Annotated in this window: 13 protein-coding genes; 2 read left to right on the top strand and 11 right to left on the bottom strand. The window is 74.0% G+C overall.

The window, feature by feature from the left end; translation table 11 throughout:
* Nucleotides 1-325: 325 nt before the first annotated feature.
* Complete coding sequence (locus D476_RS0117855) at nt 326-1102, bottom strand: helix-turn-helix domain-containing protein (RefSeq protein ID WP_026123613.1); 777 nt, start codon at nt 1100-1102, stop codon at nt 326-328.
* Nucleotides 1103-1202: 100 nt separating this feature from the next.
* On the opposite strand from D476_RS0117855, the gene D476_RS0117850 reads away from it, so the two are divergent.
* Nucleotides 1203-1460 carry a hypothetical protein gene (locus tag D476_RS0117850; protein ID WP_017625298.1) on the top strand — a complete coding sequence of 86 codons (258 nt, stop codon included), beginning with the start codon at nt 1203-1205 and terminating at the stop codon, nt 1458-1460.
* 28 nt (nt 1461-1488) lie between these two features.
* On the opposite strand, the gene D476_RS0117845 is transcribed toward D476_RS0117850, so the two are convergent.
* Nucleotides 1489-3468, bottom strand: coding sequence for an AMP-dependent synthetase/ligase (locus D476_RS0117845; RefSeq protein WP_017625297.1), 1980 nt, complete (start codon nt 3466-3468; stop codon nt 1489-1491).
* Nucleotides 3469-3632: 164 nt separating this feature from the next.
* The gene (locus D476_RS0117840; RefSeq protein WP_017625296.1) at nt 3633-4367 is read right to left on the bottom strand and encodes a sporulation protein; all 735 of its coding nucleotides are present in this window, start codon (nt 4365-4367) and stop codon (nt 3633-3635) included.
* A gap of 195 nt (nt 4368-4562) precedes the next feature.
* On the opposite strand from D476_RS0117840, the gene D476_RS0117835 reads away from it, so the two are divergent.
* Nucleotides 4563-5615: a M14 family zinc carboxypeptidase gene (locus D476_RS0117835; protein ID WP_026123612.1), complete on the top strand. Its 1053-nt coding sequence runs from the start codon at nt 4563-4565 to the stop codon at nt 5613-5615.
* 96 nt (nt 5616-5711) lie between these two features.
* On the opposite strand, the gene D476_RS0117830 is transcribed toward D476_RS0117835, so the two are convergent.
* From D476_RS0117830 to D476_RS0117795, 8 genes are all read right to left on the bottom strand, one after another.
* Nucleotides 5712-6152, bottom strand: coding sequence for a hypothetical protein (locus D476_RS0117830; protein WP_017625294.1), 441 nt, complete (start codon nt 6150-6152; stop codon nt 5712-5714).
* Between the two features lie 73 nt (nt 6153-6225).
* Nucleotides 6226-7503, bottom strand: a complete 1278-nt coding sequence (locus D476_RS0117825; RefSeq protein WP_026123611.1) for a multidrug effflux MFS transporter — start codon at nt 7501-7503, stop codon at nt 6226-6228.
* Nucleotides 7504-7736: 233 nt separating this feature from the next.
* On the bottom strand, nt 7737-8960 hold the full coding sequence (locus D476_RS0117820) for an MFS transporter (protein ID WP_083939553.1): 1224 nt from the start codon (nt 8958-8960) through the stop codon (nt 7737-7739).
* 83 nt (nt 8961-9043) lie between these two features.
* Complete coding sequence (locus D476_RS0117815; RefSeq protein ID WP_017625291.1) at nt 9044-9478, bottom strand: MarR family winged helix-turn-helix transcriptional regulator; 435 nt, start codon at nt 9476-9478, stop codon at nt 9044-9046.
* A gap of 297 nt (nt 9479-9775) precedes the next feature.
* Nucleotides 9776-10147, bottom strand: a complete 372-nt coding sequence (locus tag D476_RS0117810; RefSeq protein WP_017625290.1) for a DUF3037 domain-containing protein — start codon at nt 10145-10147, stop codon at nt 9776-9778.
* An 11-nt stretch (nt 10148-10158) separates the two neighbouring features.
* Nucleotides 10159-10926 carry a HipA family kinase gene (locus D476_RS0117805; RefSeq protein WP_026123609.1) on the bottom strand — a complete coding sequence of 256 codons (768 nt, stop codon included), beginning with the start codon at nt 10924-10926 and terminating at the stop codon, nt 10159-10161.
* The gene (locus D476_RS33690) at nt 10872-12161 is read right to left on the bottom strand and encodes a shikimate dehydrogenase (protein WP_449289409.1); all 1290 of its coding nucleotides are present in this window, start codon (nt 12159-12161) and stop codon (nt 10872-10874) included. The genes D476_RS0117805 and D476_RS33690 overlap by 55 nt, the downstream gene beginning before the upstream one ends.
* A 74-nt stretch (nt 12162-12235) precedes the next feature.
* A partial coding sequence (locus D476_RS0117795) for a VOC family protein (RefSeq protein ID WP_017625288.1) occupies nt 12236-12896 on the bottom strand: 661 nt, incomplete at its 5' end.

Raw genomic sequence — 12896 nt, 5'->3', positions numbered from 1 at the left:
CCCCAAGCTGGCCCTGCCGCCGTCGGGCGACGACAGCCGCCGCGTGCGCGCGGTCCTGGCGTGGCTGAACAACAACTGAGGCGAGGGCGGCGGGCGTGTCCCCAACCGGCGAGAGCCGCAGGGACACGCCCTCTCGCTACGAAGGTCCGCGGGTCATGACATGGACATACGGCCGTGGTCTCTGAGGAGCGCCACCCATTCGGCGGACGGAAGGCCGAGGATACGGTCCGGGTTCACCGTGTCCTGGAGTTCCACGCCCCCGTCACCGTCGATTCTCGCGGCCAGGCACTCTCCACGGAATTGACTGCGGCTCGACTTCTGAAATTCACTGGTAAGCATTTCGCTTCCTCTCTATCAGAGCGCGGGACTCCGGAGGGTTGAGGGACCATGCCAGAGCGGTGGCCAGCAATCGTGCGAGTCGGCGCACCTCGCCCGCGTCCGTGACCGCCCGGCTGGTGACGACGTCCTCCGTATGCGCCAGCGGAGGACGGTCGGCGAACTCCAGCAACCGGAACGCCCCACCGGCCCACACTGGGCTCCCGACGTCCTGAGGGAGGATCAGGATCCGCACACCCGTCGTTTCCAACAGGTGGGTGAGTTGGTCCCGCATAATAGCCGCGTCGCCGACGACATTCGACAATACCGGCTCGAAGACGACGCACTGAAGGTCGCGCCCTCTCAGCTTCTCGAGCCGGGACGTCCGCGATCGGGCAACGGCCTCGACCCGCTCTCGGGGCATGTCCTGGTTCCCCACCTGCAGCAGCTCTCTCGCGTATTCCGGCGTCTGCAGCAGGCCAGGGAGGACGAGCCCCGAGAAGGCCGAGACCGCGACCGCTCGGTCCTCGGACTCAACGGCACGCGTCGCCCACGACGGGAGCGCGGCGGCTCTCCCTTCGGATTCCCAAGAGGCCAGGAGCCGACCGTCCGCCTCGAGGAAGCGGTCAGCGGCCTCCACCGCCGTCCGCTTCAAGGCCCGGGTCCCCCGTTCGGCCTTGGCCACCATGCTCGTACTCAGGGAGGTCGCACGCGCCACCGCATCGCGGGACGCACCCCTTACCTCCCGGAGGGCCTTGAGGTCGCTTGCGAAGCTCACGCGGACCATGCTGGCACAGCCCTCGGACATCTATAGACCGGACTGGACAGCCGTGGACGACGCCTGACCTGGGCTTTCTGACAATGGCCAGGCACGCGACCGTTTCCCCATGACCCCGCAGAAGATCCTGGAGATCCTCCAGGCGCATTACCGCGACCGGTGGCACATCCGGACGACCGGGACATTGTGGATCGCCACCGCCGTCGATAGGAACACCGACCGCGAACCCACCGTCATCGAGTACGACATCGACGCATTCATCGACAAACTCGAAAACCCCGGCCCCCGCTACGGAAACGGCCACCCGCTCCTCAAAGCGCTCGGATGGAGTCAGCGCCGCCCGGGAACGTGGCTGCCGCCCGAGTGAGACGGGGCCGCGCCCGACCGGCGCCCGCTCAGCCCTGCCGTCCCGGCTCCGGCGAGCGGTACAGGCCCTCGATCTCGTCGGCGAAGGCGCGCAGCACCGCGTCGCGCCGCAGCTCGCCCCCGGGCAGCACCAGCCCGCTCTGCACCGTGAACTCCTCGGCCAGAACATGGAACGCCCGCACCGCCAGCTGCGGCGGCACCGCCTGGTTGGCCTCGCCCACCGCGGCGCTGATCTCGCGCAGCAGCTCCGGGTCGGAGGCGATCTCCTCCGGCGGGGTGTTCAGCGGCCGGTTGTTCACCAGCCGCCAGTACTCCAGCTGGTCCGAGGCCAGCGTCACCAGCGCCGTGCAGTAGGGCCGCCCGCGCCCGATCACCATCGCCTGGCTGACCAGCGAGTGCGAGCGCAGCCGCCGCTCCAGGTCGGCCACCAGCTCCTCCGGGGACGGCTGGGGCACCGCCGCCGGGCGCTCGGGCTCGGCCGGGCCGGAACCGGCGCCCCCGGCCCCTCCGCCGCTCTGGGCCTCCGGCGCCGCCCGGCCCGCGTCCGCCCCCGGACCGGCGCCGCCGGGCGCCTGCTCGGCCCCGCGCGGCCGCACCGGGGCCGCGCAGGCCTGGACCCGCAGCCGCCCCTGCACCGTCACGTACCCGTCGCCGTCGACCTCCCCGGCCACACCGGTGGCCAGCCACCCGTCGCGCAGCGCCTCCCGGCTGGCGTCCGGGTCGTTCCAGTAGCCCGGGAACACCCCCGGCCCGCGCACGAACAGCTCGCCGCCGGGCCCGGGGCGCACCTCGGCGCCCTCCAGGGCCCGCCCGTGGGTGCCCGCGCGCCGGTCGCCGGGCCCGTTGGCGCAGAACGCCCCGCCCGCCTCGGCGGTGCCGCAGACCTGCACCAGCGGCACGCCGGCGCCGTTGAAGAAGTGGTCCATCCGCGCGGTCATCGGCGCGCCCGCGACCACCACCAGCCTCACCCGGCCGCCCAGCGCCTCGCGGATGCGCGTGTACATCCACTCGTACATGGCCTTGGAGACCCGCCGCCAGGCGCCCTTGCGCCCGGCCTTGTCGAAGTCCACGGCCAGCTCGGTGGCGGCGCCGAAGGCGTTGTGGTTGTCCCAGCCGGTCTGGCGCGCCTTGTCCGACTCGGCCCGGTAGAGCCGCTCCAGCAGCTCGGGCCCGGTCACCAGCACCGACGGTTTGAACGTGCGCAGCTCGGATGGAAGGTCGGCGCGGGGCTCCAGCACCCCCAGCCGCACCCGCGCCAGCATGCACGCGGCCAGCGCCGCCTGCCCGAAGTGGTCGGCCAGCGACAGCCGCATCAGGGCGCTGGCCTCGCCCGGCTCCAGCCCGGCCAGCGCCGGGGCCAGCCGCCGCACCAGCGCGTCGGCGGCGTCCAGCCGGTTGCCGTGGGTGAGCACGGCCCCCCGCCCGGGCCCGGCCGCCGACGCCGGGTAGTCGATGACGGCCGGGTCCTCGCGCACCACCTCCTCCATGCGGAAGCGCACCGAGGAGGAGTCCATATAGGCGCCGGGGCGGGTGACCGCCTCCAGCCCTTCGGGGCCGTCCAGGCGCCACACCCGGCCCAGGTCGGGAACCTCGCGGGAGGCCGTCGCGGCGGCGTCGGCCTGGCGGCCGTCCTGCAGCACCACGGCGGCCGGGCGGCAGTCGCGCACCACGGCCAGCAGCCGCTTGGGCGAGCACGCCGCCGGCAGCGGCACCGCCACCGCCCGCACCGCCCACACGGCGAACTGCAGCAGCATCTGCTCATAGCGGGCGTCGCCGACCAGCACGACCCGGTCGCCCACGCCCACCCCGGCGCCGATGAGCCCCTTGGCGACCGCGGTGACCTCGCTGAGCAGCCGGGCGGAGGTCACCCGCTCCCACTCGCCGCCGGGGCCGCGCCGGGAGACCACCTCGGCGGCGGGCAGGTCCTCCGCGTTGCGGTAGAGCACACCGGCCAGCCCGTTCAGCGTCCCGGCCGGAACGGCCCCCTGCCACGCGCCGCTGTCCCGCATGCGTCCGCCTTCCCGCTACCTCAGGGTCCGCGCGGTGGCCCCGGTACGGCCGATGCCGCCGGGGCGCGCGCGTCGAATCCCGCCCACTGTGCCCGGGTGCGCACCCCCCGTCAACCCGGGTAAAGGCCCGCACACAGGGCGTGACCAGGGGAGATCACCGCGTGTCAGGGCCGCGCGGCCGATTCCAGCCACGCGGACAGCTCCGCCGCGCCCGGGGCCGGGTCGGCGTGGTCCACCGACCCCTGCCAGGGCGACCCGTGGCCGTCGCGGCGCTCGGCCGCCACCTGGCAGGCGTGCTCGCCGGTGACGAAGACCATGTCGACGTCCACCCCGCTCTCGGGGGAGCCGAAGCACAGCTGCTGGTAGAAGGGCAGGCGCTGCTCCATGCCGGGCACCGAGCCGCGTTCCAGGCGGGCCCGGCGCAGCGGCAGGCCCGCCGCCTCGGCGGCGTCCAGCACGGCGGTGTGCGAGGCCAGCGGGGCCACCGGCACCGGGTCCAGGTCCTCGGGGTCCACGGCGGCCGACACGTGCAGCTGCGTGTACAGGCCCACGCCCATGCCGCGGATCGGCTTGCCGCGGTAGCGGGTCAGCGGGGTCTCCCAGGGCAGCTCCAGCTCGAAGGGCACGTCCACCACGGCGCCCTCGGCCAGCTCCAGGGCGCCCTTGACGCGCTCATGCTTGAGCTGCAGCTCGATGTCCCATTCGACCTCGCCCTTGTCCATCTCCGCGCGGGCCTGCAGCCCCACCGTGACCTCGTCGATGTGCAGGTCGACCTCGCCGCCCTCGACGTGCACCGTGCCCGCCAGCACACCGCCGGGGCGCACCTCGCCCTCGCGCAGGACCGTCCGCACCGCGGCCCCGCCGAATCCCAGGCCGGCCAGCAGCCGCTTGAACTCCATCGTCGGCAACTCCTTCTCGCTCGCACATCGGGGTCCCCTCCGAACCTTAGAGGGTCGGGGCGGCCGTCCGATCCGATGCGCGGGGCGCGTGCGCGGTTCCCCGTCCGCCCGCCCGACCGCATCCCCTGCGCGCGCCCGCGCGCGTACCGTGCGCAACTTGTGCCCTGTTGACCACAGAGTGCACAATGCCCCACCATGAAGCGAAATTGGCGCATCGTTACGGCCGTGACCGCCTTCGCCCTCCTCTCCCCCGCCCTCTCCTCCCCCGCCGCCGCCGACGCCCCCGCGGCCCCCGGCAGGCCCGTCGACCCCCGCCCCAGCACCGAAGAGCTCCAGCGCCGCCTCGACAAGATCGAGAAGCGGAGCCGGGGCGCCGTCGACGTGGACGCCATCGGCACCACCAACCAGGGCCGCCCGATCTTCAACGCCACCGTCGGCACGGGCCCGCTGCGGCTGATGTACATCACCCAGCAGCACGGCAACGAGCCGCTGGGCACGCCCGCCGCCCTGGAACTCCTGGAGGACCTGGGCGTCAGGCCCGGCCGGGACGGGCGCGCGATACTGAGCCGCGTCACCCTGTCCGTCGTGGTGCGCGCCAACCCCGACGGGCACGAGCTCGGCCAGCGCTACAACCACGACCCGGACGCCGACCCCGAGTACGGCGAGCCGGGCACGGGCTACGACCCCAACCGGTACCACGCCCCCGGCCTGGCGCCCGAGGACAACCCGGTCCCCGAGGCGGCGGCGGTGCGGCGCCAGTACGAGGAGTTCGACCCGCACCTGGTGGTCGACTACCACATGCAGGGCCGCTACGCGGACGACGACGGCGAGGAGATCACCGCCTCGCTCATGTGGCCCACCCACCCCGGTGTCGGCGACGGCGCCCGGGACCTGTCCCGCCAGGCGGTCGCGGTCTCGGCGGAGGCCATGGAGGACTCCTACGACGGCGCCAACGCCAGCCTCTACCCGGGCGGCGACTACGAGGGCATCGCCCGGAACGCCTACGGGCTGCTGGGCAGCGGGAGCGTGCTGGTGGAGCTGAGCGCCACCGGCCCGGACATGGAGCAGGCCCAGATCGCCTCGGCCTACGACTCGATGTACGTCCTGGCCCAGAGCGCCGCCGACGGCTCCCTGTTCGAGGTCGACCCGGACAGCGCCGACGACATCCCCGAGCGCGGCGATCCGCTGCCCGGCGGCCTGCAGGGCCAGGCCCAGCCCTTCCACGTCGAGGACGACGACCTGGACTGACCGCAGGCCCCGACGCTCTTGACCCGCGGCCCGGGCCGCCACACACGGCGCGGGCCCGGACGGAGCACATCCGTCCCGGCCCGCGTCCACTCGGTGTCACGCCGTTCGTTCACCGCCATCGGCCTCTCCGCGCGCCCGCTTCTCGGCCTCCATCGAGAACCCGATCAGCCCAAAACAGAAGAGCAGGACGGCCGTGGTCAATAGAGCCCACATGGCCCATCCGCCCAGGTTCATGCCTAAGATCCCCAGGGCGCCGGCGATGATCATGAAGGACACGCCGAGCGCCATCCCTGCAGGATCGCGCCGATGCCCCTGTTCTTCGGCCAGCCTCGCAACGAGTCCGTCGATGTGTTCCATCAGGCGCTCGCGCGCCTTGCCTTCCGGGAGCAGGCCGACGATTTCGGCGTCTGTCCGAATGTCATCGCGCAGAGTCGTCCTTCCCCGCGCGGGGAGGATCTTGAGGAGAGCTCCGGCAACCGCGACCACACCGATAGCCACTTGGACGAGCTCGCTGAATTGGACTCCCGCCACGGTCATGCGGAAATGCTATGCACTCTCGTGCGACAGAACAGGCCGATAGAGAAAAACGCTCGAAATCCCTGACCGCCCGTCAGGCCGCCGCGCGGGCGGTGCGGCGGGCGGTCACCGCGAACACCGCCGCGGCCGTCACCGTGATCGCGCCCATCACCACCGCCATGCTCACCAGGCTCGCCTCCCCGGTCGCGGTCAGCCCCGCCAGCGACGACAGGCCGCCGCCCAGCGCGAACTGCATCGACCCCATCAGCGCCGACGCCGTCCCGGCCACCGACGGCTCCTGGCTGGAGATCGCCAGCGTCGTGGCGTTCGGGAAGACGAACCCCACGCTGAACATCAGCGACCAGAACACCACCGTGAGCACCGGCAGCGCCCAGCCGCCGGACACCCCGACGGCGGCCAGCACCCCCAGCGCCGCCACCGCGGCCAGCATCCCCGCCAGGCCCCCGGCCAGCCGCCGCGGCGTGCCCACCTTCCCGATCAGGTAGGCGTTGGCCTGCGTGCCGATCAGCAGCCCCAGCGTGTTCACCGCGAACACCAGGCTGAACTGCTGAGCCGTGGCCCCCAGCTCGTTCTGCGACACGAAGGAGAAGGAGCTGATGTAGGTGAACATCGCCCCGAAGGCCAGCCCGAGCGTCAGCGCCGGACCCATGAACCGCACGTCGCGCACCAGGGAGGCCACCGTCCGCGCCAGCGACCCGGCCCGCAGCGGCCGCCGCATCCGGGCCGGGAGGCTCTCCGGCAGCCCGAAGAACACCACCACCCAGCTGGTCGCGGCCACCGCCGCCAGCACCGCGAAACTGAGCTGCCAGGGCCCCACCCGCAGCAGCTGCCCGCCCAGCACCGGGCCCAGCAGCGGGGCCAGCCCCGTCACCAGCATCAGCCGGGAGAAGAAGCGGGCCGCGTCATCGCCCTCGAACATGTCGCGGACCACCGCGCGGGAGATCACCGCACCCGCGGCGCCCGCCACGCCCTGCACGAACCGCAGGCCGGCGAACGCCCCCGCCGAGGGCACCACCATGCACGCCAGCGACGCCAGGGCGAACACGGCCACGCCCACCAGCAGCGGGCGCCGCCGCCCCAGCGAATCGCTGAGCGGGCCGATCACCAGCTGGCCCACGGCCATGCCGAGCATGATCGCGGTCAGCGTGAGCTGGATCTGCGCCTCGGTGGAGCCCAGGTCCTCGGCGATCACCGGGAACGCCGGGAGGTAGAGGTCGGTGGCCAGCGGCCCGGTCGCGGTGAGGGTGGCCAGGACCAGGACCAGCACCGCCGTGCGGCGGCGCCCCTTTCCGGGAGCCGCCTGGGGGGCTGCGGCGGGCGGCGAGACGGAGGGCGATGACGCTGTGGACACGCCGGGGGCTCCTTTCGACGGCGGGGCGGGCGGGGCGCAAAGAGGGCGGCGCCCCGTCATGGGGCGCCGACCGTCCCAACACATTCACGCATACATCCCATCCCCCAACGAAGTGATTTACGCCCCAATCGGCACACGAAAACGGAACGGGGAACCCCGGTCGGCCTCCCGACCAGGGCTCCCCTGCGTGTGCGGCCCCTCGCGGGGCACGGACGAAAGAGTTTCGCCGCCCCTCAGGCCTTCAGCGCCCCCAGGTGGTGCCTGCGCACCACCAGGACCCCCATGGCCACCAGGCAGCACGCCGCGCCCACCACGTACGGCAGCACCGGGCTGACCTCCTCGCCCAGCTTCGCCGCCACGAACGGCGCCAGCGCACCGCCCATCCAGCGCACGAAGTTGTACCCGGCCGAGGCCACCGGCCGCGGGGCGTCCGAGACCTCCATCGCCGCCTCAGTGAACACCGTGTTGTTCATGCCGATCGGCACGCCGGTCAGCACGACGGCGGCCACCACGCCCACCTGCGCGTCCAGCCCGGCCGACACCGCGATCGCGGCCTGGAGGACCAGCAGCAGGCCCAGCGCCACGTGCAGGGTGCGCACCGACCCCAGCCGGTGCTGCAGCCGCGGTGCCGCCACGACCGAGGACACCGCCACCAGCACGCCCCAGGAGAAGAACACCGCGCCGATCCCGTAGGGCGACATCCCCAGCACGAACGGCGTGAACGCCAGCACGGTGAAGAAGGCGAAGTTGTAGAACAAGGCCGTGACGGCAGTTGTGGACAGCCCGCCGTGCGCCAGGGCGCGCAGCGGGTCGCCCAGCCGCGTCTTCTGGGCGGGCCTGGGCGGCGCCTTGAGGAGCGTGGTGATCAGGATGAAGCCCACCGCCATCAGCACCGCGGTGCCGAAGAAGGGGGCCCTCCAGTGCCAGTCGCCCAGCACCGCGCCCATCAGCGGGCCCGACGCGATGCCCACGCCCAGCGCCGCCTCGTACAGCACGATCGCCGACTCCATGCCGCCCACCGCGGACCCGACGATCACCGACAGCGCGGTGGCCACGAACAGCGCGTTGCCCAGGCCCCAGCCCGCGCGGAACCCGATCAGCTCGCCGACCGACCCCGAGGCGCCGGACAGCGCGGCGAACACCACCACCAGGGCCAGCCCGAGCAGAAGCGTCGCCTTGCCGCCGATGCGGCTGGAGATGAACCCGGTGACCAGCATCGCCACCGCGGTCACCAGGAAGTAGCTGGTGAACAACAGCGACACCTGGCTGGGCGTGGCGTGCAGCCCTTGGGCGATCGACGGCAGGATCGGGTCGACCAGGCCGATGCCCATGAACGCCACGACCGCGGCGCCCGCCGTGGCCCAGACGGAGAGCGGCTGGCGCCACGGGCTCGCCCCCGCACCCTCACGGGTCGCGGGGGCGGCCTGGCCTGCGGGCGGTAAATCCGTTGTGGACATAGGCGTCCTTTGACCTCCTCGATCATGCGTCCGCAGCTGCGGACGGGGGAACCGGTGGATCCGGACGGCAGAGCCCCGGGGGCCTACTCCGCGTCCCTGGGGGCGGCGATCTTCCGCAGCGCCGGGAGCGCCGCCTCTACCGCCGCGCGCTCCTGTTCGCTGAGTTCGGCCAGCCTGGCGCCCAGGAAGGCCGCGCGCGCCGCACGCCCCTCCCGCAGCAGGTCGCGCCCGTGCTCGGTGAGCCCCACCGCAACCGCCCTGGCGTCCTCGGCGTCGGGCCCGCGCTCCACCGCCCCGAGCTTCTCCAGCCGGGACACGTGCGCGGTCATGGTCGGCGTGCGCACACCGTGCTCCTGGGCGAGCGCGGTCATCCGCCGCGGGCCTGCGGACAGCGAGCCGAGTACGCCGAGCTGCTGGGCGGAGACCTTCTGGTCGGCGGTGGCCTGCCGGGTGAGCAGGACCAGCTCACGCAGGGCCGTGGCGAGCCGCTGGGCCAGGTCGGGGTATTGCCGTCGCACCCGGCCACCTTAAACTTAGATAGCCTAACTAAGCAAATGGCCACGGCGCCCGGACGCCGCTGCGCACGACAGCGGGGAGGGTGCGGACGCACTCCGCGTCCGCACCCTCCCCGTCGAAATCCCTGCGCCCCTGCACGGGGCGGCGCTCCGCCGGACGGCGTCCACCGAACGGTGCGCGCCTCCGGGCGGCCGCAGGGCGCCGCTCAAGGGCCCAGGGCGGCCGTGCCCCGACCAGAGCCCTGACGGTCGCGCCGACCCGGCCGGCCGCAAGCCACACCGCTCCAGGCCACGCGCCCCTCACCCCACCAGCGAGCCCGCCAGCCGGTCCAGCTCCGCCGCCGGGTCGCTCGTCAGCCCCGAGTGGATCGGCCCCGGCTGCACGATCGTGCTGCGCGGCGCGGTCAGCCACCGGAACCGCGCCCCCTGCGCCTCGGTGCGCGCCGGACCGGCCTCGGCACCGCCCCGGCACACCCGCCGCACGCCCTCCAGGGCCCGGTGCACACCGTCGACGTCCACCCCCGGGTCGATCGCCCGCAGCCGCTCGGCGTCCAGGCTGCAGCGGGCCTCCAGGAACCCGGCCGACTTGCAGTAGACGATCACGCCCGCGTTGACCTGCTCGCCGCGCTCCAGCCGCGGGACCACCCGCACCAGCGCGTACTCGAAGACCATCGGCCCCCCGCTCACCGGCCCACCTCCGGCAGCCAGACACGCTCGGAGGCGCGCGCCAGCAGGTGCTCCACGTAGGCCTCGCGCACCTGTTCGGCCGAGTCGAACCCGGCCTCGTCCACCAGCCACTCCTCGGGGACCAGGTCCACCACCTCGCGCAGCAGGTCCTCGGTGACGCGTGGCGCCAGCTCGGCGTCGGCGGCGGCCAGGTCCGGCGCGGCGCCGATGAGCACGTGGTCGGAGGCGTCGTAGGGGCGCCTGACGGCGGAGGCGGCGCCCTTCCAGTTGTGGTGGAAGATCAGGGTGGCTCCGTGGTCGATCAGGTAGGGCTCACCGTGCCAGACGAGCATGTTGGGGTTGCGCCAGGAGCGGTCGACGTTGCCGGTGAAGGCGTCGAACCACAGCACGCGCCCGGCGAAGTCCGGCCCGGTCTCGTAGACGAGCGGGTCGAAGCCCAGGGCCCCGGGCAGGAAGTCCATGCCGAGGTTGAGGCCCCCGCTGGCCTTGAGGAGCTCCTGGACCTCCTCGTCCGGCTCGCCCCGGCCGATGACGGCGTCGAACTGCAGGCGCACCAGCTCGGGCACGGGCAGGCCCAGGCGGCGGCCCAGCTCGCCGACGAGGACCTCGGCGACCAGCGCCTTGCGCCCCTGCCCGGCCCCGACGAACTTGGCCACGTACATGCCGAAGTCGTCGGCTTCGACCAATCCTGGGAGCGAGCCGCCCTCCCTCAGCGGGAGGACGTACCTCGTCCCCGCAACTTCCCTAAGCACGCGCGCCAGGATAGCCGCAGGCCGCCGCGGCCCCGCGCGCCCGTGCGCCGTGTCACCGCCCCTCGGCGCGGTGGCCGCCGACCGTCACTCGACGGGCGCCCCGAGCCGGTTCCGGTGACGGCGTCCGGCGCGTGAACCGAACCACTCGGCCCCCCACTCGCCCGCCCCGCCGCGGGGCGCGAGGCTGGGAAATGAGCGCGGCGCAGCCGCGTCCGTCGAATCGGTTCGGCGATTGAGGTACTTTCCGCTTCCCCGCCTTTATGGTGTAGATCCTCCCAGGACGGCCGCTCCGCTCGCCGGTCCGCGGGCATCCGCGCTCCCGCCGTGATCGGTGACGCGAGGGGCGCAGCCCCCTCCCCTCGTCGGGCTCGGGCGCCCGACGCCGGGTCACTCCCCCGCGTTCCGCTCCGCCGCGAGCAGGCCGTGGAAGTGGGCGAGCATCCGGCCCCGGTCCGGGACCAGGCCGGTGAACAGCTCGAAGGCGTCGGCGGCCTGGAACACCGCNCCATCCCCCCGCCGTCCAGGGTGCGGCAGCCGTTCCGCTCGGCGCCGCACAGCAGCTCCGTGCGCAGCGGCCGGTAGACGACATCGGCCACCCACAGCGGCGGACGCAGCACTTCCACGGGGACCGGGCAGCCCGGGTGCTGGGCCATGCCCGTCGGCGTGGCGTGCACCAGGCCGTCCGCCCGGTCCAGCAGGCGGTCCGGCTCGTCCGCCGCGCCGGTGCGCACCGCTGTGTCCGGGAACCGCCGCCCGACCCGCTCGGCCAGCTCCGCCGCGCGGCCGCCGTCGAGGTCGGCCACCACCAGCTCGCCCACCCCCGAGGCCGCGAGGGCGTGGGCCACCGCGGCCCCGGCGCCGCCCGCCCCCAGCAGCACCACCCGGCCCCGCCGGGCTCCGGGCAGCCCCCACCGCAGCGACGCGGCGAACCCCGAGCGGTCGGTGTTGTGCCCGACCGCCGCCCCGCCCTCGAAGACCACGGTGTTGACGGCGCCGATCGCGGCCGCGTCCGGGGAGAGCCGGTCCAGCACCGGCACCACCAGGCGCTTGCACGGGTGGGTGATGTTCAGCCCGTCGAAGCCCAGCCGCCGCGCCGACGGCACCAGGTCGGCCACCGACTCCGCGGGCAGGTCCAGGTCCGCGATGTCGATGGTGCGGTAGACCAGGCGCCGACCCGACGCGGCCGCCTCGCGCTCGTGCAGCGGAGGGCTCAGCGAGGGGCCGATGCCCGCGCCGATCAGCCCCACCAGGTGGGAACCGCCGTCGCCGCCGGGCGCCGCCTCGGCCCCCGCCGGGCCCGCCTCTCCTCCGACCACGCCCGTCACCGCCGGTGCTCCGCCCGGTGGGCGGCCATGCGCACGGGGGCGTCGGCGGCGCCGTACCCGCTGTACCCGCCGCGGCGCTGGACCACCTCGAAGAAGAGCCGGTCGTCCAGGAGCGGGGTGTAGAAGTGGAAGAACTCCCCCGCCGCGTCGGTGTCGTACAGCACCCCGCACGCGCGCATGCGCTCCAGGACCGCCGGTGCCAGGGCGGTGCGCGCGGCCAGGTCGCCGTAGTAGTTGTCCGGGATCGCCAGCGGCGCGGCGCCCGCGGCGCGCATCGCCTCGGCGGCGGCGAACACGTCGTCCGCGGCGAAGGCGATGTGCTGGGCTCCGCCCGCGGCGTCGGCCGAGGCTCCGCGGCCCAGCACCGAGACGTTGAGCGCGATGCGCAGCCCGCCGTCCGCAGAGGCCAGGGCGCGGCTGCGGACCAGCCCGTCGGGCGCGGCCACCTCCAGGCTCGCGTCCGGCTCCAGCCCCAGCACCGACCGGTAGAACAGCGACGCCTCGTCGAAGTGGTCGAAGGGCTGGAACAGCCCGACATGGTCGATCCCGGCCACCCGGGCGCCCGACGCCTCCGGCCCCTCCGGGCCGGGCGGGGCCGGTGGCCGCACCGCCCGGAAGTCGGCGCGCCACCCGTGCCCCGCACCGGCTTCGGGGCAC

This window comes from Nocardiopsis chromatogenes YIM 90109 (assembly GCF_000341185.1).
GTDB classification, from domain to species: domain Bacteria; phylum Actinomycetota; class Actinomycetes; order Streptosporangiales; family Streptosporangiaceae; genus Nocardiopsis_A; species Nocardiopsis_A chromatogenes.
This window is presented reverse-complemented; position numbering and strand designations above follow the sequence as displayed.

Excerpts from the sequence above, each read along its gene's own strand:
- D476_RS0117835 (WP_026123612.1), top strand. The coding sequence starts at position 4,563 with ATGAAGCGAAATTGGCGCATCGTTACGGCCGTGACCGCCTTCGCCCTC.
- D476_RS0117830 (WP_017625294.1), bottom strand. The coding sequence starts at position 6,152 with ATGACCGTGGCGGGAGTCCAATTCAGCGAGCTCGTCCAAGTGGCTATC.
- D476_RS0117810 (WP_017625290.1), bottom strand. The coding sequence starts at position 10,147 with ATGGTCTTCGAGTACGCGCTGGTGCGGGTGGTCCCGCGGCTGGAGCGC.
- D476_RS0117850 (WP_017625298.1), top strand. The coding sequence starts at position 1,203 with ATGACCCCGCAGAAGATCCTGGAGATCCTCCAGGCGCATTACCGCGAC.
- D476_RS0117855 (WP_026123613.1), bottom strand. The coding sequence starts at position 1,102 with ATGGTCCGCGTGAGCTTCGCAAGCGACCTCAAGGCCCTCCGGGAGGTA.
- D476_RS0117845 (WP_017625297.1), bottom strand. The coding sequence starts at position 3,468 with ATGCGGGACAGCGGCGCGTGGCAGGGGGCCGTTCCGGCCGGGACGCTG.
- D476_RS0117840 (WP_017625296.1), bottom strand. The coding sequence starts at position 4,367 with ATGGAGTTCAAGCGGCTGCTGGCCGGCCTGGGATTCGGCGGGGCCGCG.
- D476_RS0117820 (WP_083939553.1), bottom strand. The coding sequence starts at position 8,960 with ATGTCCACAACGGATTTACCGCCCGCAGGCCAGGCCGCCCCCGCGACC.